Annotated in this window: 18 protein-coding genes; 8 read left to right on the top strand and 10 right to left on the bottom strand. The window is 63.2% G+C overall.

Translation table 11 applies throughout. From position 1 onward, the window contains the following. Positions 1 to 109: 109 nt before the first annotated feature. On the bottom strand, positions 110 to 367 hold the full coding sequence (locus tag H7993_RS04105; RefSeq protein ID WP_185793536.1) for a DUF1652 domain-containing protein: 258 nt from the start codon (positions 365 to 367) through the stop codon (positions 110 to 112). Positions 368 to 620: 253 nt separating this feature from the next. Between H7993_RS04105 and ku the strand changes: the two genes are divergently transcribed. After that, positions 621 to 1,499: a non-homologous end joining protein Ku gene (gene ku / locus H7993_RS04110; protein WP_185793537.1), complete on the top strand. Its 879-nt coding sequence runs from the start codon at positions 621 to 623 to the stop codon at positions 1,497 to 1,499. A gap of 214 nt (positions 1,500 to 1,713) precedes the next feature. Beyond that, complete coding sequence (locus H7993_RS04115; protein ID WP_185793538.1) at positions 1,714 to 4,509, top strand: autotransporter outer membrane beta-barrel domain-containing protein; 2,796 nt, start codon at positions 1,714 to 1,716, stop codon at positions 4,507 to 4,509. Positions 4,510 to 4,511: 2 nt separating this feature from the next. Here the strand turns inward: H7993_RS04115 and H7993_RS04120 are convergent, their stop codons facing one another. Next, positions 4,512 to 4,730 (bottom strand): hypothetical protein, encoded by a 219-nt coding sequence (locus H7993_RS04120; protein ID WP_185793539.1) that lies wholly within the window; start codon positions 4,728 to 4,730, stop codon positions 4,512 to 4,514. A 91-nt stretch (positions 4,731 to 4,821) separates the two neighbouring features. Beyond that, positions 4,822 to 5,169, bottom strand: a complete 348-nt coding sequence (locus tag H7993_RS04125) for a hypothetical protein (RefSeq protein WP_185793540.1) — start codon at positions 5,167 to 5,169, stop codon at positions 4,822 to 4,824. Between the two features lie 415 nt (positions 5,170 to 5,584). Here H7993_RS04125 and H7993_RS04130 point away from each other — a divergent pair, with 415 nt between their 5' ends. Next, positions 5,585 to 5,917, top strand: coding sequence for a DUF6388 family protein (locus tag H7993_RS04130; RefSeq protein ID WP_185793541.1), 333 nt, complete (start codon positions 5,585 to 5,587; stop codon positions 5,915 to 5,917). 70 nt (positions 5,918 to 5,987) lie between these two features. On the opposite strand, the gene H7993_RS04135 is transcribed toward H7993_RS04130, so the two are convergent. After that, on the bottom strand, positions 5,988 to 6,206 hold the full coding sequence (locus H7993_RS04135) for a hypothetical protein (RefSeq protein WP_185793542.1): 219 nt from the start codon (positions 6,204 to 6,206) through the stop codon (positions 5,988 to 5,990). 177 nt (positions 6,207 to 6,383) lie between these two features. On the opposite strand from H7993_RS04135, the gene potE reads away from it, so the two are divergent. The 3 genes from potE (at position 6,384) to H7993_RS04150 (ending at position 11,834) form a co-directional block, all read left to right on the top strand. Beyond that, positions 6,384 to 7,808, top strand: a complete 1,425-nt coding sequence (gene potE / locus H7993_RS04140; RefSeq protein WP_185793543.1) for a putrescine-ornithine antiporter — start codon at positions 6,384 to 6,386, stop codon at positions 7,806 to 7,808. Beyond that, entirely contained in the window at positions 7,805 to 10,090 is a 2,286-nt protein-coding gene (locus H7993_RS04145; RefSeq protein ID WP_185793544.1) for an Orn/Lys/Arg family decarboxylase, read from the top strand. The genes potE and H7993_RS04145 overlap by 4 nt, the downstream gene beginning before the upstream one ends. Before the next feature lie 157 nt (positions 10,091 to 10,247). Continuing rightward, a complete protein-coding gene (locus H7993_RS04150; protein ID WP_122478465.1) occupies positions 10,248 to 11,834 on the top strand; it encodes an ABC-F family ATPase in 1,587 nt (528 codons plus the stop codon). 135 nt (positions 11,835 to 11,969) lie between these two features. Here the strand turns inward: H7993_RS04150 and H7993_RS04155 are convergent, their stop codons facing one another. Beyond that, the gene (locus H7993_RS04155; protein ID WP_185793545.1) at positions 11,970 to 13,163 is read right to left on the bottom strand and encodes a sensor domain-containing phosphodiesterase; all 1,194 of its coding nucleotides are present in this window, start codon (positions 13,161 to 13,163) and stop codon (positions 11,970 to 11,972) included. A gap of 211 nt (positions 13,164 to 13,374) precedes the next feature. Here H7993_RS04155 and H7993_RS04160 point away from each other — a divergent pair, with 211 nt between their 5' ends. Continuing rightward, complete coding sequence (locus H7993_RS04160; RefSeq protein ID WP_185793546.1) at positions 13,375 to 14,322, top strand: AEC family transporter; 948 nt, start codon at positions 13,375 to 13,377, stop codon at positions 14,320 to 14,322. Here the strand turns inward: H7993_RS04160 and H7993_RS04165 are convergent. Both H7993_RS04165 and H7993_RS04170 read right to left on the bottom strand, forming a co-directional pair. Continuing rightward, complete coding sequence (locus tag H7993_RS04165; RefSeq protein ID WP_185793547.1) at positions 14,319 to 15,086, bottom strand: SDR family NAD(P)-dependent oxidoreductase; 768 nt, start codon at positions 15,084 to 15,086, stop codon at positions 14,319 to 14,321. The two genes, H7993_RS04160 and H7993_RS04165, sit on opposite strands and share 4 nt — an antisense overlap. Before the next feature lie 45 nt (positions 15,087 to 15,131). Beyond that, positions 15,132 to 16,199, bottom strand: a complete 1,068-nt coding sequence (locus H7993_RS04170; RefSeq protein ID WP_185793548.1) for a sigma-54-dependent Fis family transcriptional regulator — start codon at positions 16,197 to 16,199, stop codon at positions 15,132 to 15,134. 155 nt (positions 16,200 to 16,354) lie between these two features. Between H7993_RS04170 and H7993_RS04175 the strand changes: the two genes are divergently transcribed. Then, the gene (locus H7993_RS04175; protein WP_122714213.1) at positions 16,355 to 17,257 is read left to right on the top strand and encodes a LysR family transcriptional regulator; all 903 of its coding nucleotides are present in this window, start codon (positions 16,355 to 16,357) and stop codon (positions 17,255 to 17,257) included. Between the two features lie 152 nt (positions 17,258 to 17,409). On the opposite strand, the gene H7993_RS04180 is transcribed toward H7993_RS04175, so the two are convergent. From H7993_RS04180 to H7993_RS04190, 3 genes are read right to left on the bottom strand one after another with little or no spacing between them, the layout of a single operon-like run. Next, positions 17,410 to 18,204 carry an SDR family NAD(P)-dependent oxidoreductase gene (locus tag H7993_RS04180; RefSeq protein ID WP_244646838.1) on the bottom strand — a complete coding sequence of 265 codons (795 nt, stop codon included), beginning with the start codon at positions 18,202 to 18,204 and terminating at the stop codon, positions 17,410 to 17,412. Between the two features lie 13 nt (positions 18,205 to 18,217). Next, positions 18,218 to 20,101 carry a TRAP transporter large permease gene (locus H7993_RS04185; RefSeq protein ID WP_197975690.1) on the bottom strand — a complete coding sequence of 628 codons (1,884 nt, stop codon included), beginning with the start codon at positions 20,099 to 20,101 and terminating at the stop codon, positions 18,218 to 18,220. Then, positions 20,098 to 21,129 carry a TRAP transporter substrate-binding protein gene (locus tag H7993_RS04190; protein ID WP_122478479.1) on the bottom strand — a complete coding sequence of 344 codons (1,032 nt, stop codon included), beginning with the start codon at positions 21,127 to 21,129 and terminating at the stop codon, positions 20,098 to 20,100. The genes H7993_RS04185 and H7993_RS04190 overlap by 4 nt, the downstream gene beginning before the upstream one ends. Positions 21,130 to 21,382: the final 253 nt, after the last annotated feature.

Raw genomic sequence — 21,382 nt, forward strand, 5'->3', positions numbered from 1 at the left:
GGAGCGGTCATCGGCCGCGAAGGCCCACCGCGTACCGGTGGATGCACCGCGGTGTCTGGTTCGCGGCCACAGACCGCTCCTACAGCGAAAAAAGGCCGCTGCTACGGGGTCAAAGGTACTCGCCAACCGCCTTGGGCCTTTGGTGCTGCAATTTGAGGTCGGTGCGCATGCCTGCGATGAGGTTCGAGATCGCGCGGCTACTGGTCAATTGCTCGGTGCGAATGCCGCTGAGCATGTAATCCACCTTGTGCGAAGTACGGTCGAACACGCGCACAGTCAGCGAACGGTCATGGGCCTGGGTACATTGGCAGCGGTGCGGCAGGAAACTGCTTTCAATGATATTGCGCAGTTCAAGGGTGGACAACATGATGACACTCCATTCTTGGTCTTATCCCTGAGATCGGGCTTGCCCGAATACAGTGCACGTTCCATGCCCCACGCCTCGCCATACACTCGCCATACAAATCAAACACTTAACCCCTAAAGCACCTAAACGTATCGTGCATTGTGCAAGATCCAGGTGCAACAGCGTTGCAAATTGCATCGCACCCAGCCCATTGAAACTTAGCGGGCGGCTGCAAGGTCACCTGCAAACACACCGCGCAGGAGCATCCTTCACCATGGCACGAGCAATCTGGAAAGGCGCGATCAGCTTCGGGCTGGTTCATATTCCCGTAGCGCTGGTATCGGCCACTGCCTCCCAGGGCGTCGACTTCGACTGGCTGGACAAACGCAGCATGGACCCGGTCGGCTACAAGCGTATCAACAAGAAAACCGGCAAGGAGATGGACAAGGAAAACATCGTCAAAGGTGTTCAGTACGAAAAAGGTCGCTACGTAGTCTTGAGTGAAGACGAGATCCGCGCCGCGCACCCTGTTTCAACCCAGACCATCGATATTTTCTCCTTCGTCGACCGCAACCAGATCCCCCTGCCCAATATCGACACACCCTACTTCCTGGCACCTGACCGACGTGGCGAGAAAGTCTACGCGCTGTTGCGCGAAACGCTGATCAGTACCAAGAAAGTTGCACTTGCGTTGGTGGTATTGCACACCCGCCAGTACTTGGCGGCACTGATGCCATTGGACGGCGCGCTGGTGATGGTCAAGTTGCGCTGGCCTTCGGAAGTTCGCGACCTGGACATACTCGAGCTGGGCAAAGAGGTGAAGAAACCCGAACTGACCAAGAAGGAACTGGACATGGCCAAGCGCCTGGTCGAAGACATGAGTGGCGACTGGCAGCCTGACGAGTACGTCGACAAGTTCGAGCAGAAGATCATGGCGCTAGTGGAGAAAAAGGCCAACAAGGGTGAGATCGAAGACGTGGAAACCGAGGTCGGCCAGGAAGCGCGCAAGACTGCGGATGTCATCGACCTGACCGAACTGCTCAAGCGCAGCCTCGCTGGCAAATCACCCACCACGTCGAAGGCCAAGCCTGCCAAGGAAAAATCCGCGACGAAAAAAACGCCTGCACGTCGCAGCCCGCGCAAGGCTTCTTGAATATCGATAGACAGCAACAATGCGCTCACTGCCAACGGTATTGATGAATAGATATTTTCATCAATACCGTTATTGAATAACTTGATATAAAGCTGCTTTTAATACCAACTTTAAAAACCTCTCGACTACACTCGTTGCATTGCAAGTCTGCATTGACCACCTGATCGCCCACCGCGCCTTGTTTAATCCGCGCGCTTGGCTGTGGGAGTTGCCAATGAATACCAACGAGTTGTTGATACGCACCAGTCTACTGACCGCACTGGCCGTACCGTGCGAATACGCCCGGTCCGATTGCACCTTCAGCCCCGGCGTCGGCAATGACGCCTACGTGTGCGACAGCGGAACGGCGCCGGGGCTTTCCGACCTGCTGGGCAACAACAGCCTTACCCTGCCCGCCGACGGCACGGGCACCATCACCGGCGCGGTCGAGTTCGGCCCTGGCCAGGACAGCTTGTTGATACGCTCGGGCACTGTGGGCGGCGCACTGAACACCGGCGCGGGTGCCGATACCGTGTTCATCAGCGCCGGGCGCCTGTTGTCCCTGACCCAAGGCGATGGCGCCGATACGCTCGAAGTCGTTGGCGGTACCGTCAGCGGTACGGTTAACCAAGGCAGCGGCATCGACAACTTCATCATGCGCGGCGGGCAGATCCAGGCTCTGGGGCAAGGTGACGGGCTGGATACCTTTCTCATGACCGACGGCACTATCGTCGGCGCCTTCGAGGACGGCGACATCGCGCGGATGAGCGGCGGCACCATCGGCCGGGTCGACATGAAGCTCGACAACAACCTGTTCGAGCTGTCCGGCGGGCGCATCAACGGCAACCTGGTTGCCGGCTTCGGCAATGACACCATCGCCGTTTCCGCAGGCAGCATCGGCGGCAACATCAGCGTCAGTGGCGGCACCGACCAGGTGACGGTAAGCGGTGGTGATATCGGCGGCAACGTCTTGCTCAGCTTCGGCGACGACCGCTTCATCTGGCGCGACGCGGGCCTGATCCACGGCGCCATCAGCCTGGGCCCAGGCAACGATACGGCGCTGCTGAGCAACCTGGGCGAGACACAACTGGCCTCCCCCAGCCTGGTCTACGGTGATGCCGGGGTCGATACCCTGACCCTGGACAACAGCCGCACTACCGGCGGCGCGCGCTACAGCTACTGGGAAACCATCAACCTGAACAACGGCTCGGTGCTGGACCTGCCCGACCGGCTGAGCCTGGCCGATGACTCGACGCCGCTGGACAGCGGTCTGCTCAACCTTGACCGCACCAGTACGCTGGGCGCCACCCAGGGCTGGGTCGGGCCGATAGTCGCCGGGCAAACGGTGACCCTGAACAACGCCGGCCTGATCGATCTGACCCGCAGTGGCGCCGACGCGAGTGACCGGCTGACCGTGATTGGCAACTATGTGGGCAATGACGCGCGTTTGCGCTTGCAGAGCGTGCTGGGTGGTGACGACGCGCCTGCCGACCGGCTGATCGTGGCGCGCGGCACCGTCAGCGGCAGCACGGCGATCACGGTGGACAACCTCGACGGCCAGGGCGCGCTGACCCTTGCCAACGGCATTGCCGTGGTCGAGGCCACGCAGGGCGCGACCAGCACTGACGGCGCTTTCAACCTGGCGCAAGACTTGTCGGTCGGGGCCTATCAGTATTACCTGTTCAAGGGCGGCGTGACCGCAGGCAGCGAGAACAGCTGGTTCCTGCGATCTTCCGTGGTGGCAGCGCCGCCGGTGACACCGCCTGTGGTCGAACCGCCGATCATCGCGCCCCCGGTGGTCGAACCCCCGATAGCCGAACCACCGATCATCGAGCCGCCCGTTGTCCAACCTCCGGTGACGCAACCCCCGGTCGATGAGCCGCCACCGGTAACACCGCCGGACGCCGAACTGCCCGAGGAGACCCCGGTCGAGCCATTCGTGCCGCCGGCGCCCGTGCAGCCGGAAACACCTGTGGCCGAACCGGCACCAACGGAACCGGCTCCAGCCGCCCAGACACCCGTTGCTGCGGTCGGCACGCCGACCTTGCCGCAGGCCACTCCGGGCCAGCGTATCGTGCTCTATCGGATCGAGGTGCCGGCCTACAGCGTCGTACCTCCGGCCGCCGCCTTGCTGGCGCTGGACAGCCTGGGCAGTTTCCACGAGCGGCAGGGCGAACAAAGCCTGCTCGGTGAGCGCGGCGCCCTGGCGGCGGGCTGGGCACGCACATTCGGCAGCCACGGGCGGCAGAAATGGGCCGGGGCCGCAGCGCCAAGCCTCAAAGGCAACACCCGCGGCTACCAGGTCGGTCACGACTTGTTCGCCACCCTCGGCGACGGCGGCTATCGCCAGCATGCAGGACTGTTCGCTGGGCATTCACGTGTGGACGGCCAGGTGCGTGGCTTCGCCCTGGGGTTCGACGACACCGCCTCGGGCGACATCCGCCTGCGCGCCGACAATCTAGGTGCCTATTGGACCCTGGTGGGCCCGGCCGGCGGCTACGTGGACGTGGTGGCCATGGGCACCCGGTTCACCGGACGCAGCCGCTCCGAACGCGGCTATAGCCTGGATCTCGATGGACACGGCATCACCCTTTCCGTGGAAGGCGGCTATCCGATTGCTTTATCCGGGGACTGGACACTGGAGCCGCAGGCGCAACTGATCGGCCAGAGGGTCACGCTGGACACGGCTCGTGACCCGGTATCGAAAGTGGACTTCGACAGCGAAGACTATTGGCGCGCCAGATTGGGCGCGCGCTTGAAGGGCGAGTACCGTGTCAGCGGTACGCCGGTCGAGCCCTACGTACGGGCCAACCTGTGGCACACCTTCCAGGGCGAAGACGCAGTGACGTTCGATGACAGCGACACCTTGCGCACCCAGCATCGCAGCACGCAGGCTCAGCTCGGGTTGGGCATCGCAGCCCGATTGAGCAGCGATGTCAGCCTGTACCTCAATGCCGACTACGCCCGCAGCCTGGACTCACAACCCCAGGAAAGCCTGCAAGGCAGCCTGGGGGTGCGCATCAGTTGGTAGCTTCAGGCGGGATCGTCAGGGCTCATGTCAGCATCACCGGTCTGGGTGCGGACCTCACGCGGATCCATCTCCCGATCGCGGTCCATCGGTACGGGCGAAAGATTCTCGTCGCCGGGACGTGGGTCTTCGGCAGGCTTGCCCTCGGCAAACGGCTCGGGTTCGATCGGATCGTTGGGACGATCCAAAGGGTCGGGAATCTGCGTCGAACTGCTGGGTGCCATATCGTCCTCGCTGAAAGCACATGGGGTTCAGCGCATATGACGCCGTCGCAGCGCCGAGGTGCAGATTACTTTGCAGCGCAAGGCCTTGCGCTCAGAGGCAGGTGGCCAGGGAGGCCAGGCGACGTGTGGCCACCTCGCCCTGCTCGCGGGCATAGAAGCTGACCAGACTGCCGGCGCCGCGCGGGCGGATGTCGGCGAAATAGGTCGCCGCAGGTGTGAACACCGTATACCCGCCGTCGCTGGCCTCCGAAGAGGCATCGGTCATGACACCGAACATGGCTTCGTCCTGCCAGCTGAATTGAACGCACTGGGCTATTTTCTGCGCGGTTTTTTCCGAGCTCATGGTTTGCACCGGCGCTGCGCTGCGCGCCTGTTTCATGTTCAGGCCCGTGCAACCGGTGAGTACACACAAGCCCAGTGCTGCTGCGATGATCCGCATCGTCGTTTCCATTCGAAATAAACCGCGAATGTATCACTGCCACGGGATGCCGGCATCACCGACTCATCACTGACAAAGATGCATGGCCATGAGGAACAGAACGAAAGCGCCAAGCACCTCGAAATGACCCAGCACCCAGGCGCCCAGGCGTGAACGCCGAGGGGCGCCGTACACTCCGTACAATTGCGGCCACAAAGCGGCCGAAGTCGCCAATACGGCGCCTGCCAACAGCAACAACACATAGGCCATCGCAAGGTCCCGCGGTGATGAATGAAGATAGGCCTTAGTGCCCTCGCTGCAGGGCTCGTTCCAAAGCGTTGCGTGCACTTCGTCACAAAAGCGCGCATCAGTAGCATTGCCTGCCGGCATCCGTGGCTGCACAATCCGTGCTCTCTCATTACCCATCGAAGGCCCCATGGCAGAACCCGATCCGCGTCACCAGGCCGCGCTGGACCGCTTTCTCGAAGCGCGTCCCGAGCTGCAAACCGAACTGGACACTCTCAACCCGCTGGCCGCACGTGCAGCCGGGCTCAGCGTCACGGAATACCGTGCGGAGCGCCTGCACGAGGCGTTCGAGGAATTCGCTGATGCGCAAGGCATGTTTGCCTGGGAATTGACCCTGCAACTCACCGCGGCTACACCGCAGGAGTTCGAAACCCAGCGTCTGGAAGTGCACAAGGAAGTGGCCGAAATGGCGGGCATGCCGTGGGACGAATACATGCAGCTCAACGGGCTGAAAGAGAGCTGACGAATCACGCCGCACAAGGGCACCCTGCACTCGGCAGGGTGCAGGTGTGCCTGATAGTCAAACGTGTGGCTTACAGGCTGTTGCCGAGGGAATGTTCTTCGTCTTCATCGACAGGCGCGTTGCGGCCTGGTTCATCTACCGCCTTGTTGCCCGGCGAGCCGTCCTGATCATCGTCGTGCTCGTCGTGCTTCTCGTCCTTCTCGTGAATATCAGGGTAGCCCTCTTCCCCGCTGCCGGGCTCGGCCGGCCCTTGATAGGGGTTATCCGGGTGGTTGTTGTCTTGGACCATGATATGTCTCCTTTCGTGGCACGGTTCATCCGCGCCTGATAGTGGGAGACGGCAACCGCGCTGGAAGTGCCGTCGGCTTGACGAGCGGCATCCTGACGTCGACCAACCACGCGTCGCCTTGTCTTCTGTCGATTCTTTGCTATAGCTAAAGGCCTCGCTGATGATCCTGGCAATGGAGTGGCCGTCATGAAGAAGATGAGTGTAAGTCAGCTGACCATGTTGACAGCCGTCAACATGCTGGGGTCCGGCATCGTTCTGTTACCCACCAAACTCGCCGAAGTCGGCGGCATCTCGATTCTCTCCTGGCTGATCACGGCCACCGGCTCCCTCGCCCTGGCCTATGCCTTCGCCCGCTGCGGCATGCTCAGCCGCAAGACCGGCGGCATGGGTGGCTATGCGGAATATACGTTCGGCAAGTCGGGTAACTACATCACCAACTACACGTATGGACTGTCACTGCTGATCGCCAATGTGGCCATCAGCATTACCGCCGTTGGTTATATCCAGACGTTGTTCGATATTAAACTCGATTCGCTGCAAGTGGGCCTGGCGACCATTGCGCTGCTGTGGATCACCACCTTCGCCAATTTCGGCGGGGCCAACATTACCGGCAAGATCGGTGCGATCACGGTGTGGGGCGTGATTGCCCCGGTCGTATTGGTATCGACGGTCGGCTGGTTCTGGTTCGACAGCAGCACCTACGCGGCAGGTTGGAACCCCCATGACATGCCCTGGTATGAAGCGGCCGGCGCCTCGGTGGCGATCACGCTGTGGGCGTTCCTGGGCCTGGAGTCGGCCTGCGCCAACGGCGATGCTGTGGAAAACCCGGAAAAGAACGTGCCCATCGCCGTGCTCGGCGGGACCCTGGGCGCGGCGGTGATCTACATTGTCTCCACCAACGTCATCGCGGGTATCGTCGGCAATGCCGAGTTGGTGTCCTCTACCGCACCGTTCGGCCTGGTGTTCGCCACGATGTTCACGCCGATGATCGGCAATCTGGTCATGGGCCTGATGGTCCTGGCCTGCATCGGCTCGCTGCTGGGCTGGCAGTTCACGGTCGCACAGGTGTTCAAGAGTTCTGCCGACACCGGTTACTTTTTGCCGATCTTCGCCAAAGTCAACCAGCACGGTGTGCCGATCATCAGCATGCTGGTCCTGCTGGCGATCCAGACGGCCCTGGCCCTGCTGACCATCAGCCCCGACCTGGCCAAGCAGTTCGATACCCTGGTGAACCTGGCGGTGGTTACCAACCTGGTGCCCTACATCCTGTCGATGGCCACCCTGATGACCTTGCAGAAGGTGTCGAACGTGCCGGCCAACAAAGCCCTGGTGACCAACATCGTCGCCTGGATCGCAGCGGCCTACAGCTACCTGGCGCTGTATAGCTCGGGCGCCCAGGCGCTGATGCTTGGCGGTGTGGCGACCATCGTCGGCTATACGCTGTTCGGTTTCGTCAACAACCGCCTGATCCGCCTGGAAGCGGTCAACAACAGCGCCCCGACCCAGACCGTCGCCGCCCAGCACATCGTCGGCGAGCCGATTCCCGTGAACGGCCTGCCCCACTCGACATTGAAGACCCCTGAACTGGAGGCACGACCATGACGGAACATAGAAACCTGCTGGGGATGCTGGCACTGCTGGTCAGCAACCAGCCCGACAAACGCACGGTATTCGGCCGGGCGCTGATCCAGCTCATCGCCGATGTGGAAGAGCGCGCGGTCAGCGTGATCACTTCGGAAAGCGTGCGCGACGCCAAGGCCATCCTGAGCACCGACCCGGCGATCCAGTGCGTGCTGCTGAGTTGGGAAATGGACGAGAGCGATCACCACCAGCAATGCATCGACCTGCTCGTCACCCTGCGCGAACGCAATACTCGGGTCCCGGTGTTTCTGATCAGCGATCGCAGCACTGCCGCCAATGTGCCGCTGATCGTCATGCAACACGCCGACGATTTCATCTGGCTGCCGGAAGACACCAGCCGCTTTCTCAGTGGGCGGATCATGGCCGCCATCGAGCGCTATCGGCAGGCGGTGTTGCCGCCGATGTTCGGCGCGCTGCTCAAGTTTGCCCGCAGCTATGAATACTCCTGGCATACGCCAGGGCATGCCGGCGGCACGGCGTTTCTGAAGAGCACGGCGGGCCGGGCGTTCTATGAGTTCTTCGGGGAAAACCTGTTGCGTTCCGACCTGTCCATCTCGGTGGGCGAGCTGGGCTCCCTGCTCGACCACAGCGGGCCCATCGGCCAGGGCGAGCGCTACGCGGCCAAGGTGTTCGGCGCGCATCGCACCTACTACGTCACCAATGGCTCGTCGATGTCCAACCGGGTGATCCTCATGGCCAGCGTCACCCGCGACCAGATCGCGCTGTGCGACCGCAACTGTCACAAGTCTGCCGAGCACGCGATGACGCTCTCGGGGGCGATTCCGACCTACCTGGTGCCAACGCGCAATCGCTTCGGCATCATCGGTCCGATCCTGCCGCAGACCTTGAGTGCCGACGGGGTGCGCGCGGCGATTGCAGGCAACCCGCTGGTCAAGAGTCACATCGACCCTACGCCGGTGCACGCCATCGTCACCAATTCCACCTACGACGGCCTGACCTATAACGTGACGCGCGTGGAGGAATTGCTCGGGCAAAGCGTCGACCGCCTGCACTTCGACGAGGCCTGGTACGGCTATGCGCGGTTCAACCCGTTGTACAAGGACCGCTTCGCGATGCACGGCAGCCCCGACGATCACGACGCGTCCAAGCCCACGGTGTTCGCCACGCAGTCGACCCACAAGTTGCTCGCAGCATTGTCCCAGGCGTCGATGATCCACGTGCGCAACGGGCGCAACCCGATCCCCCACGGACGCTTCAACGAGTCGTACATGATGCACGCCTCGACCTCGCCCAACTACGCGATCATGGCGTCGTGCGACGTCAGTTCGGCCATGATGGAGGCGCCCAGCGGGCAGATTCTCACCAACGAATCCCTTGAGGAGGCCATCGCTTTCCGCCAGGTGATCTCGCGCATGCACAGCGACATGCTCGCCAACGGCGACTGGTTCGTGTCCTGCTGGCAGCCGCCGTCGATAGCGGTCGGCGGTGCCGCCATCGCGTTCCATGAAGTCGACCCGATCAAGCTCAAATCCGACCCCGACTGCTGGGTCCTGCACCCCAACGAAGTCTGGCACGGTTTCGGCGACATCGAAGACGGCTACTGCATGCTCGACCCGATCAAGGTGTCGATCCTGAGCCCGGGCATGGGCGACGACGGCGAGCTTCTGGATTTCGGCGTACCGGCGTGCGTGATCAGCGCGTATCTGGGCCGGCAGGGCATCGTGGTCGAGAAGACCACCGACTTCACCCTGCTCTTCCTGTTCTCCATCGGTATCACCAAAGGCAAGTGGGGCACCTTGGTGAATGCGCTGCTGGACTTCAAGCGCGATTACGATGCCAACCTGGAGCTGGAGTTGTGCCTGCCCGACCTGCTTGCTGCCACCCAACAGCGCTACAGCGGCATGGGCCTGCGCGATCTGGCCGAAGAAATTTTCGCGGCAATGAAGGAAACCCGCACCACTGCAGCCATGGCCGCGGCCTTTGGCATGCTGCCCAAGGCCGAATTCAGCCCGGTGGAAGCCTACGAGAAGCTGGTCAGGAACGAAGTGGAACAGGTCACTCTGGAGAACGCAGCCGGACGCATCGCCGCCACAGGCATAGTGCCCTACCCGCCTGGCATTCCGTTGCTGATGCCTGGAGAAAACACCGGCGCCGCCGATGGACCGCTGCTGGCCTACCTGCGGGCCCTGGAGAGCTTCGACCGGTCATTCCCCGGGTTTACCCATGACACCCATGGCATTGAAAGCGATGGGGGGGAGTATCGGTTGTTGGTGCTCAAGTGAGGATGCATCTGCTGGGGGAATTGACTGTCGGGCGCCGTACAACTGCTGCCATACCTATGCGACAATACGCACAATGTCCGGTTTGAATTCCCCGCGTATCGCCCAGCAGTTCGGCCACCGAAACCATCGCTCCCCCAGTTATTGATAGGTAAGCTCCTTGATCTCCACCGCTAACATCACCATGCAGTTTGGCGCCAAGCCGCTGTTCGAGAACGTTTCCGTGAAATTCGGCAACGGCAACCGCTACGGCCTGATCGGCGCCAACGGCTGTGGCAAGTCGACGTTCATGAAGATCCTGGGCGGCGATCTGGAGCCGTCGGGCGGGCAGGTCATGCTCGAGCCGAACGTGCGCCTGGGCAAGCTGCGCCAGGACCAGTTCGCCTACGAGCACTTCACGGTGATCGACACGGTCATCATGGGCCACGAGGAGCTGTGGAAGGTCAAGGCCGAGCGTGATCGCATCTACTCGCTGCCGGAAATGAGCGAGGAAGACGGCATGGCCGTCGCCGAGCTGGAAACCGAGTTCGCCGAAATGGACGGCTACACCGCCGAGTCCCGTGCCGGCGAGCTGTTGCTGGGCCTGGGCATTCCACTGGAACAGCATTTTGGCCCGATGACCGAAGTGGCGCCGGGCTGGAAGCTGCGGGTGCTGCTGGCGCAGGCGTTGTTCTCGGATCCGGAAGTGTTGCTGCTGGACGAGCCGACCAACCACCTGGACATCAACACCATTCGCTGGCTGGAAAACATTCTCACGGCGCGTAACAGCACCATGATCATCATTTCCCACGACCGGCACTTCCTCAACAGTGTCTGCACCCACATGGCCGACCTGGACTACGGTGAGTTGCGCCTGTTCCCCGGCAACTACGACGAATACATGACCGCTGCGACCCAGTCGCGCGAGCAGTTGCTGTCGGACAACGCCAAGAAGAAAGCCCAGATCGCCGAGCTGCAGACCTTCGTTTCGCGCTTCTCGGCGAACGCCTCCAAGGCCAAGCAGGCCACCTCGCGGGCCAAGCAGATCGACAAGATCCAGCTGGCCGAGGTCAAGCCCTCGAGCCGCGTCAGCCCGTTCATTCGTTTCGAGCAGAACAAGAAGCTGCACCGCCAGGCGGTCACGGTCGAGCGGATGTCCAAGGGCTTCGACGGCAAGCCACTGTTCGAGAACTTCAGCTTCGTGGTCGAAGCGGGCGAGCGTGTAGCGATCATCGGCCCGAACGGGATCGGCAAGACCACCCTGCTGCGCACCCTGGTCGGCGAGCTGACCCCGGACGCGGGCGCGGTGAAGTGGACCGAGAGCGCCGAGCTGGGCTATTACGCCCAGGACCACGCACACGACTTCGAAGACGACATGAACCTGTTCGACTGGATGGGCCAGTGGACCCAGGGCGAGCAGATGGTACGTGGCACTCTGGGCCGGATGCTGTTCTCCAACGACGAGATTCTCAAGTCGGTGAAGGTGATTTCCGGTGGTGAACAGGGCCGCATGCTGTTCGGCAAGCTGACCTTGCAGAAGCCCAACGTGCTGCTCATGGACGAACCGACCAACCACCTGGACATGGAGTCGATCGAGGCACTGAACCTGGCGCTGGAGAACTATCCGGGCACGCTGGTCTTTGTCAGCCATGACCGCGAGTTCGTGTCGTCGCTGGCCACCCGCATCATCGAGCTGAGCGCCGATGGCGTGATCGATTTCAGCGGCACCTACGATGATTACCTGCGCAGCCAGGGTGTGGTTTTCTAAGGGTTCAACGCATTTCGACCCACATACCCCCGGACGCGGATCACGCGATCGCCGTAGCAGCGGCGCGAGCCGCGTCCGGGGCACCGCGTTTATCCTGACCCACCGCATGTGCCGCCGACGCGGCTTGCGCCGCTGCTACAACGGTTGCGGGCGGCCGAGGAGGAAGCCTTGGGCGTTGGCGGCGCCCAGGCGTTTGAGTTGCGCCAACTCGGCTTCGGTTTCCACGCCTTCGGCAACGATCACACTCCCCGTCTCGCGGGCGAACGCGATCAACGCCGACGCCATGGCGCGTCGCTGGAAATCCTGGTCGATGCCACGGGTCAGGCTCATGTCGAGCTTGATGATGTCCGGACGCACCTGCAGGATGTGCCGCATGCTGGCATAGCCGGCGCCGGCATCGTCGATGGCCACGCGCACACCCCGCAGCCGCAGCGGCTGCAGGGCCACTTGCAACGACGCATAGTCCTGCACCACCGCATGCTCGGTGATCTCCAGCACCAGGCGCTCGGCCGGGTAGTTCTTGAACAGACCCAGCAATCGTCCGCTGAGCACCAGCTCGGGTGAGCAGTTGATGCTCAGGTAGGTGCCCGGCGCCAGCCGCGCCAGACCGGCCAGGGCCACAGCAATGGCCAGGCATTCCAGTTCCTTGCCCAAACCGACTTCGGCGGCCTCCTTGAACCACACGTCCGGGGTGCGCGCCGGTTGGCCGTTGAAGCGCGACAGGCATTCCCAGCCTGCCACGTGCATGGTGTGCAGGTCGTAGATCGGTTGATAGACCACGCGTGGCTGCTGTGACTCGATCACGTCCAGCACGCGCAGCGTCTTGTCGTCATGATCGCGGACCATTTGCAGGTCGGACTCCAGGCGCTCGGCAATCAGCTCGGCGAACACCTTCATCATCTTCAGGTCGCGTTCGGTCAACCCCGGATCCGGTGCGTGACTGAAGCAGCAGAACGTCCCGTACAGGCGTCCATCACTCAAATGAATGGGCACGCTCATGTGCGCACCGATTGGCAGGCCGGGGGTCTGCGGTATGGCCATCGCAGCCGGCAATTGACCGGTATCGCGGATAAGCCCGGGCAGTTCGCCGCTGACCACGCCGCGACAGTAGCCGGCGCTCATCTCCAGCACATCGCCGGGGCTCAGGGGTACCAACGCCGCCGCATCGACGTGGGTGAACACGCGGTCGGTCTGGCGGAAATGAGAAACGAACGCTACATCCATGCCCAAGTGCGTGCGCATGGCGCGCAACACGCGATCCACACAGCCTGCCTCGGTGGCAGACAACGGCTTCAGCGCAACCAGGTCCATCAGGTTATTGGCTGTCATGACACACTATCGCCTCCTAATGTGATAGTGCCATCAGTGTAGATGCAGCTCCCCCCCTGCATTCAAGTAAAAAACGACGAGTTGCCCAACGGTAGGTCCGCGTCGAGAGTTGGGGTGTGGCCAATTGCGCCGACCCGGCGCAACTTGCCGTGCCACGGGTGGCGACGCTGCTACACTGGGGCTTCCAACAGTCCACAGGACACAGCACCCGATGCTCGCAATCTTCAACGTCGCCTTTCCAGTGTTCGGGTTGATTCTGGTAGGTTTCGTCTGCCGTCGGCGCAACGTCCTGGGGCCCAATGCCTCGATCGAGCTCAACCGTTTCGTGATCTACCTCGGCTTGCCGGCCCTGTTATTCGAGGCCATGGCGCGGCTGGGCACACTGCACGGGCTGGACATGGGCTATGTGGTGGCTTTCGGCCTGGGCATGGGCATCGTGTTTCTGTTGACGCTGTGGCTGCGCGTGCGGGCCCGTGCGCACTTTCTCGATGCCACCATCGATGCCCTCGGGGCGGGTTATCCGAACTCCGGGTTTCTTGGCATCCCGCTGTGCCTGCTGACGTTCGGCGACCCCGGTATCGCCCCGGCGGTGATCGGCGCGGTGATGACCGCCTGCCTGCTGTTCGCTGTCGCCATCATCATGATCGAGACCTTCCAGCAAACCGAGAAACGCCTGGGGCGTACCCTGCTCAAAGTCGGCAAATCGCTGCTGCGCAATCCGATCATGGTCGCCCCGGTGCTGGGTTCGCTGGTCGCCTACAGCGGGTTGGTGCTGCCGGTGGGCGTGCGCCAGCTGTTCCAGTTTCTCGGCGCGGCGGCCGGACCCTGTGCGCTGGTGTCGATCGGTCTGTTCCTGGCGGCGGAAAAATCGCACAAGGCCGATGGCAAGACCTTGGCCATGCTGGTGGCGATGAAGCTGCTGGTGCAGCCGGCGCTGACCGCCTGGTTGGCGTTCTGGGTGTTCGACATACCGGCGATGTGGGCCTGGGCGGCACTGCTGGTGAGCGCCCTGCCCATCGGCAACGGGCCGTTCATGCTGGCTGCGCTGTATGGCCGTGAGGCCGACACCATGTCGCGGGCGATCCTGGTCTCGACCCTGTTGTCGCTGGTCACGGTGTCGCTGATCCTGGCCTTGATACCGGCCGGGGTGCAGCGCTAGTCGCGCATGTAGCCGCCGTCGACGTCCATGATCTCGCCGGTGACGAAGCTGGCCGCGCCACTGGCCAGGAAGCACACCGCTGCAGCGATGTCGCGTGGCGAGCCGGCACGGCCGAGCGGCATGTCGGCGAGCACCTTGGCGCGTGCCTCGGTGCTCAGGGCGCGGGTCATGTCGGTGTCGGTCAGCGCCGGCGTGATGGCATTGGCGGTGATATTGAACGGCCCGGCTTCACGGGCCAGGCCCTTGGTCAGGGCTATCACTCCTCCCTTCGCCGCTGCATAGCAGCTGTTGCCCAGCAAGCCGCCACCGCGCTTGCCGGCCACCGAAGCGATATTGATGATGCGTCCGGCGCGCCGGGCCATCATGCCCGGCAACACGGCCTTGGCGCAGAAGAACACGCTGGTGAGGTCGATGGCCATGACCCGGTTCCATTCGGCGGCGCTGACTTCCAGCAGCGGTCCGGTGGAGACGATCCCGGCATTGTTGACCAGGATGTCGATGCCGCCCAGCGCCTGCTCGACGCTGTCGACCATCGCTTGCACCTGGGCTTCGTCGGACACATCCACCGCCACACCGATAGCGTCGATGCCCAGTTCGCACAACTGCCCGGCAGCGGCGCGCGCGGCCGCGCCGTCGAGGTCGGCAATTGCCACCCGGGCACCGCATTGACCCAGCGCCTGGGCGATGGCAAGGCCGATACCGCGCGCGGCACCGGTCACCACCGCCACCTGGCCGGTGATGGCAAGACTGATAGGGGCATTCATTATTGTTGTTCCCTTGGTTGAAGATCAGGCAATACAGAGGCGGCGTCAGGCTGGCAGGTAGGCGCCCTGGGCCAGTTGGTCCTTGAGCGGCGGGATGCCCAGGCGGCGCAGGACGCGGTACAGCGATGGCCGACAGATGCCCAGGGCACGCGCCGCCGCCGACATGTTCCAGCGGCAGGCGTTGAGCACATCGAGCACGTCGGCACGCTCGTCCACCGGTGCGGCCAGAACGACCGGACGACGGATCGGCGTCACGTTGGCAGGCGACACGGCGGGCGCACTGCCCTGGGCGATGAAGTCCACCGGCAGGTCGGCGCGCTGGATGCGGGTACCTTCCATCACGGCACAGGCATAGCGAATTACCGCACGCATCTGCCGCAGGTTGCCTGGCCAGGGATGATTGAGCAGCAGTGGCCAGACATCCGATGCGATGAGTTGCCGAGGGTCGCAGCCGGGCAATTCGCTGGCCACCATGCGGCAGACCAGTTCGGCGCGGTCGGTGCGCTCGCGCAGCGGCGGCAATTGCACCACACCGGTGGCGATGCGATAGAACAGGTCTTCGCGAAACGTGCCTTGTTGCACCAGGCCAGTGAGGTTCTGGTGAGTCGCGCAGATCAGGGCGAAGTCGACCTTGACGCTGCGCTCGGCGCCCAAGGGTGTGACTTCGCGTTCGGCGATCACCCGTAGCAGGCGCGTCTGCTGTTCGAACGGCATGTCGCCGATCTCATCGAGGAACAGGGTGCCGCCGTCGGCCTGCTGGACCTTGCCTTTCTTGCCGCAGGGCAGCGCGCCGGAGAAGGCGCCGCGCGAGTAGCCGAACAGTTCGCTTTCGATCAGGCTTTGTGGAATGGAGGCGCAATTGAGCGCCACGCACTGCGCCCGATGGCGTTGGCTGTGGGCGTGCAGGGCGCGGGCCAGCACTTCCTTGCCGGTGCCGGTTTCGCCCTGGATGAGCACGGCAATGCCACGCTCCATCAGGCGCAGGGCGCGACGAAAGGCCTGGCGGACCTGCGGATCGCTGTCGTTGGCAATATCGGAATCGCACGCGGCGGGCGAAGAAAGTGCGGGCGAAGAAGTCGAAGCATGTGCGGTGTGTTCGCATACAGAAGACATCGGCGTCACCTTTTATTGTTCTATAGCTTGTGACTATCTCGAGGTCTGGCGCTCGTGACGCAAGCCTCGACGCTGTGGCCATTTCACAATACGGCAGGCAGAGTTATGTTTTCCAATCCATAATCAGGCACCCACTGATACCTTTGCGAGCATCAATGATCGAGCTCAGGCATTTACAATACTTTCGTGCGCTGGCCGAAACCCTGCACTTCGGCCGCGCGGCCGAGCGGCTGCACATCTCCCAACCGCCGTTGTCGCGGCAGATCGCCTTGCTGGAAGACGAGTTGGGGGTAAAGCTGTTCGACCGCTCGCGGCGGCAGGTGGAGTTGACCGATGCCGGCCAGCGTTTCTATCTGGACACCGGAACGGTATTTGCGGCGTTCGAGCAGGCCAAGCGCAATGCGCTGGCAGCGGCTCGCGGGGCGGCCGGGGAATTGTCGGTGGGGTTCATGATGTCGACGGCCTACAGCGTGACGCCCGCGATCACTCGGCGTTACGCGGCGCAGTATCCGCAGGTGAATCTGAAGCTCACCGAAACACTGCCCATGGACCTGGCCCAGGACATCAGCAGCGGCCACAAGGATGTGGCGATCATGTACCGCCCGCAGGATTGCAGTGGGTTGGAAACGGTGACGATCTACCGCGAGGAGATGACGGTGGTGCTACCGCCTGGGCATCGGTTGCTGGAGCAGCCGTTGATCGATCCGCGTGATCTGGCTGCAGAGACTTTCATCATCGTGCCGCGACGCATCGCCCCGGCCCTGCATGACATGATCGTCAACTATTGCCTGCAGCATGGCGTGACGCCCAACGTGGGGCTGGAAATCAACATGCAGCAGACCATCGTCAATCTGGTGGGTGAAGGGCTGGGCATCGCCATCGTTCCGCGCTCGATGCGCAACATGCGCTTGACCACCACCACCTTTCGGCCGCTGGTGGCACCGCCGGTGATCGAAGTGGTCGCGGTATGGAAGGCCGACAACCACAACCCCTGCATCGCCACGTTCGTGGAAAGCGCCATGCGCGCCGGGGAAGAGGCGACACTGCAGGATCAGTGAATCCCTGAGGTATCGCGGCGCCCCTTTCGCGGCCGATGACCGCTCCTACAGGGGGGCCTTGCGATCGTGCAGGGCCTGTGTAGGAGCGGTCAGCGGCCGCGAAGGATTGACGCGGTATGCCTGACACACCGCCCTGAACTTTTACCTGGCAGTCAGATTTCGAGGATGCCGGAGGCCATGTAGCCGCCGTCCACCGGGATGACGTGTCCGCTGATGTAGGAGGCGTCGTCGGATGCCAGGAAGGCCACTGCGCCGGCCATTTCCGCGGGGGTGCCGTAGCGGCGCATGGGCACGGCGCGGGCGTAGGACTCGCGGGTGGCACTCGAGTGCAGGCGTTGGGTCAGCGGCGTGTCCACCGGCCCCGGCGCGATGCCGTTGACAGTGATCCCGTACTCGGCCAGCTCGATCGCCATTTGCCGGGTGAGGCCAATGACCGCTGCCTTCGACGTGCCGTACGCGGTGCGCCCCGCGCTCGCGCGCATGCCGCTGATGGAGGCGACGTTGATGATCCGCCCCCAGCCCTGCGCCTTCATCAAGCGTGCCGCGTGCTGACCGCACAACAGTGCGCCGGTCACATTGATGTTGAGTACCCGCTGCCAATCGGCGAGGTCGCAGTCCAGGAAGGCTTGCGTCCTGGCGATGCCAGCGTTGTTCACCAGCACGTCGCAGCGCGGCAGGCACGCGAACACCTCGGCGATCGACGCGGCATCACCGATGTCGATCATCGCCGCCTCGGCATCGATCCCCTGCGCGCGCAGGCCGGCGACCATTTCCTCGGCGGCGCCGCGGTTGATGTCGGCGACCACCACGCGGTGGCCGTCCTCGCCCAGGCGCTGGGCGATTGCCGCGCCAATGCCCATGGCCGCGCCGGTGATGAAGGCTACCCGACCTGCGCCCATGCTCTTCACGCCAATGTTGCTTGAAAGCTGTCTGACTGCTTGGCTCATGACCAGGACTCTCTTAAAGGAAACCGATGGAAATCCACGGGAAACAGGCAACGATGACCAAGGCCACCACCAGTGCCGCCAAGTACCCCCAGACACGCCGGATGACGTGGTCGGACGACGTCTTGCTGATGGCACAGGCAGCGTAGAAACCCACCCCCAACGGCGGCGCGAACAGACCGATGCCCATGGCCAGGATCACCACCATGGCGTAGTGCACCGGGTGGATGCCGAGCATTTCGGCCAACGGGAACATCAAGGGGCCGAACAGCACGATGGCCGGAATGCCTTCGAGCACGCTGCCCAGGATGAGGAAGGTGACGATGGTGACGAACATGAAGCCGATCGCCCCGCCCGGTATCTCGCTGATCAGGTCGACCAGGTTGGCCGAGAACCCCGACTGGGTCAGTGCCCAGGCCATGGCCGAAGCCATGCCGATGATCAACAGGATTGCCCCGGACAGTGCCGCAGCCTCGATCATCATCGGATAGACCTTGCGGAACTCGATGTGGCGCATGAACAGGTGCATCACCAGCCCCACCAGCACCACGTAGGCCACACCGATGGTCGACACCTCGGTGGCGGTCGCCGCCCCTTCGAGCACGGCCACGCGGATCAGCAGCGGCAACGCCAGGGCCGGCAAGGCGATCATGAACGTCTTGGCGACCACCGACATCGGTGCGCGCTTGACGGTGGGCATGGCTTCCTTGCGCGAGCGCCACCAGCAGACGATGGCGATGACTACGGTGGCGACCACCGCCGGCATCAGCCCGCCGATGAACAACGCGGTGATCGAGACACTGCACACCGCACCGATGGTGATCAGCACCAGGCTGGGCGGAATGGTCTCGGTCATGGCGCCGGTGGCGGCCAGCAAGGCGGCCAGTTCTTCCGGCTCGGAGCCGCGCTTCTTCATTTCCGGGAACAGCGCCGGCGCCACCGCGGCCATGTCGGCCACCTTGGAACCGGAGATTCCCGACACCAGGAACATCGCGCCGAGCAGCACGTATTGCAGGCCACCGCGCACATGCCCCAGCAGCGAGGCCATGAAATCGATCAAGGTGCGGGCCATGCCCGACAGCTGCAACACCACCCCCAGCAAGACGAACAGCGGCACGGCGAGCAGGACCATGTGCGACATGCCCTCGTCCATGCGCCCGACCACGATGGACAAAGGTGCATGGGTGGCCAGCGCCAGATAGGCCATGGTCGCGGTGCCGAAGGCGAACGCGATCGGGATGCCACCGAACACGCAGGCGCCCAGCAGCACCAGGAAGAACACCACCAGGTTGTAGTTGCCGATCTCCGCCAGCAGCGGCTGGGACAGCCACAGCGTGCCGCCGACTACCGCGACCACGGCGACGCCGGCCACGAACTGGCGCAGCGTGGAGTAGCGCGCCATGCGTGACACCGCTGCCAGCAGCATGAGCATGGCGCCGACCGGCAAGGCTGCCGCGCGCACCCCGTCGGGGATGCCCAGCGCCGGGGTGGTGATCGCCATCTGCTCGTGGGAGTGGACCATCGCCGGGGTGATGATCATGGCCACGAACAGCACCACGATCAGCGCCGACAGGGTTTCGCTGAAACCACGCCAGGCCGGTGGCAGCTTGTTCACCAGCGCCGACATGCGCATGTGCTCGCCCCGATCCAGGGCCAGCACGGCGCCGAACATCGCCAGCCAGATGAACAGCGACGAGGCCAGCTCATCGGTCCACACCAGCGGGTTGTGAAACACGTAGCGCGAGACCACGCCGGCCAGCAGTACACAGGTCTCGACCAGCATCAAGGCTACGGCAAGCACCTCGACCACGCGCATGGCGCCGCGGTTGAGGCAGATGAGCGCCCGGGCCGGCAGGGGCATGGCAGCGTTTTCGACCGGCATCGCCTCGGCGCTCATCATGCCAGCTTCCCGGAGTATTTTTCGAGGATGGCCCAGGCCGCTTCACCGAACTTCTCGTGCCAGTCGGCGTAGTAGTTGGCGCTGCGCAGCTTCTCGCGGAACGCCTGCGGCTCGGTGTCGGCCAGCTCCAGGCCCTTTTCCTTGAGGGTGTCGCGGATGCTGCCCTGCAAGGCCGCCAGGTCGGCGCGCTGGCTCATCACCGCGGCATCGACGTGCTTGCGCACCACGGCCTGCATGTCCGCCGGCAGGCGGGCGAACGACTTGCTGTTGCCGAGCATCCAGAAGCCGTCCCACACGTGGTTGGTCAGCGAGCAATACTTCTGCACTTCATAGAGCTTGGCCGACGACACCAGAGTCAGCGGGTTTTCCTGACCCTCGACGATGCGGGTCTGCAGGGCCGAATACACTTCGGCGAAGTTAATGCTGGTGGGCGCCGCATCGAACGCCTTGAAGATCGACATGATGATCGGGCTGGGCGGCACGCGCAGCTTCATGCCGACCAGGTCTTCGGGCTTGAGCACCGGACGGGTGCTGGTGGTGGTGACGCGGAAGCCGTTGTCCCAGATCTTGTCGAAGGCGAACAGGGTCTCGGTCTTGGCGATCTCGCCGCGGACATGGGCGCCGAGCTCGCCGTCCATCGCACTCCAGACCTGATCGTAGTCCTTGAAGGCAAAGCCTACGGCGCTGATCTGTACCGAAGGCACCAGGGTGCCGAGGATCACCGGCGACAGGGCGAACATGTCCACCGCGCCGGAGCGCACCTGGGCCAGGGTGTCGGTGTCGCTGCCCAACTGGCTGCTGGGGAACACCTGGATCTGCACCGCGCCGTCGGTCTCTTCCTTGATCGCCTTGGCCATTTCCCGCGCCCGGACGTTCATCGGGTGAATCATGGGCAGGTTGTTGGCGAACTTGAGCTTGAAGTCCGCCGCCTGGCTTTTCGAGCTGTACAAGCCCAGGCCAGTGGCTGCGACCGCCGCCGATGCGAGGGTGGCGGTCTTGATGAAACTGCGGCGCGAGAAATCACTCATGTAGCTCTCCTGACCTTCTTGTTTTTATTGACCGGTTTGATGACCGGGCTGCCGTGGCTGGCGCTGGGGATGCAGGGTGAGAAAGCAAATCGGGTGCCACCCCTGCCCCGTCGGCGCAAAAAGCGTATCCAAGGGCGCCCGCCGGCAAGCAAGCCCCTGTTTTTCTTGAACAAAACTGTAGCGACTCGAATGTATCCGCACGTGTCACGGCTCAAGCGCCGTCCAGCCCGATGTAACAGGTGTCTCCCGCAGG

This window comes from Pseudomonas baltica (assembly GCF_014235765.1).
Taxonomy (GTDB): Bacteria; Pseudomonadota; Gammaproteobacteria; order Pseudomonadales; family Pseudomonadaceae; genus Aquipseudomonas; species Aquipseudomonas baltica.

Excerpts from the sequence above, each read along its gene's own strand:
- H7993_RS04105 (WP_185793536.1), bottom strand. The coding sequence starts at position 367 with ATGTTGTCCACCCTTGAACTGCGCAATATCATTGAAAGCAGTTTCCTG.
- ku (WP_185793537.1), top strand. The coding sequence starts at position 621 with ATGGCACGAGCAATCTGGAAAGGCGCGATCAGCTTCGGGCTGGTTCAT.
- H7993_RS04115 (WP_185793538.1), top strand. The coding sequence starts at position 1,714 with ATGAATACCAACGAGTTGTTGATACGCACCAGTCTACTGACCGCACTG.
- H7993_RS04120 (WP_185793539.1), bottom strand. The coding sequence starts at position 4,730 with ATGGCACCCAGCAGTTCGACGCAGATTCCCGACCCTTTGGATCGTCCC.
- H7993_RS04125 (WP_185793540.1), bottom strand. The coding sequence starts at position 5,169 with ATGCGGATCATCGCAGCAGCACTGGGCTTGTGTGTACTCACCGGTTGC.
- H7993_RS04130 (WP_185793541.1), top strand. The coding sequence starts at position 5,585 with ATGGCAGAACCCGATCCGCGTCACCAGGCCGCGCTGGACCGCTTTCTC.
- H7993_RS04135 (WP_185793542.1), bottom strand. The coding sequence starts at position 6,206 with ATGGTCCAAGACAACAACCACCCGGATAACCCCTATCAAGGGCCGGCC.
- H7993_RS04145 (WP_185793544.1), top strand. The coding sequence starts at position 7,805 with ATGACGGAACATAGAAACCTGCTGGGGATGCTGGCACTGCTGGTCAGC.
- H7993_RS04155 (WP_185793545.1), bottom strand. The coding sequence starts at position 13,163 with ATGACAGCCAATAACCTGATGGACCTGGTTGCGCTGAAGCCGTTGTCT.
- H7993_RS04160 (WP_185793546.1), top strand. The coding sequence starts at position 13,375 with ATGCTCGCAATCTTCAACGTCGCCTTTCCAGTGTTCGGGTTGATTCTG.
- H7993_RS04165 (WP_185793547.1), bottom strand. The coding sequence starts at position 15,086 with ATGAATGCCCCTATCAGTCTTGCCATCACCGGCCAGGTGGCGGTGGTG.
- H7993_RS04170 (WP_185793548.1), bottom strand. The coding sequence starts at position 16,199 with ATGTCTTCTGTATGCGAACACACCGCACATGCTTCGACTTCTTCGCCC.
- H7993_RS04175 (WP_122714213.1), top strand. The coding sequence starts at position 16,355 with ATGATCGAGCTCAGGCATTTACAATACTTTCGTGCGCTGGCCGAAACC.
- H7993_RS04180 (WP_244646838.1), bottom strand. The coding sequence starts at position 18,204 with ATGAGCCAAGCAGTCAGACAGCTTTCAAGCAACATTGGCGTGAAGAGC.
- H7993_RS04185 (WP_197975690.1), bottom strand. The coding sequence starts at position 20,101 with ATGATGAGCGCCGAGGCGATGCCGGTCGAAAACGCTGCCATGCCCCTG.
- H7993_RS04190 (WP_122478479.1), bottom strand. The coding sequence starts at position 21,129 with ATGAGTGATTTCTCGCGCCGCAGTTTCATCAAGACCGCCACCCTCGCA.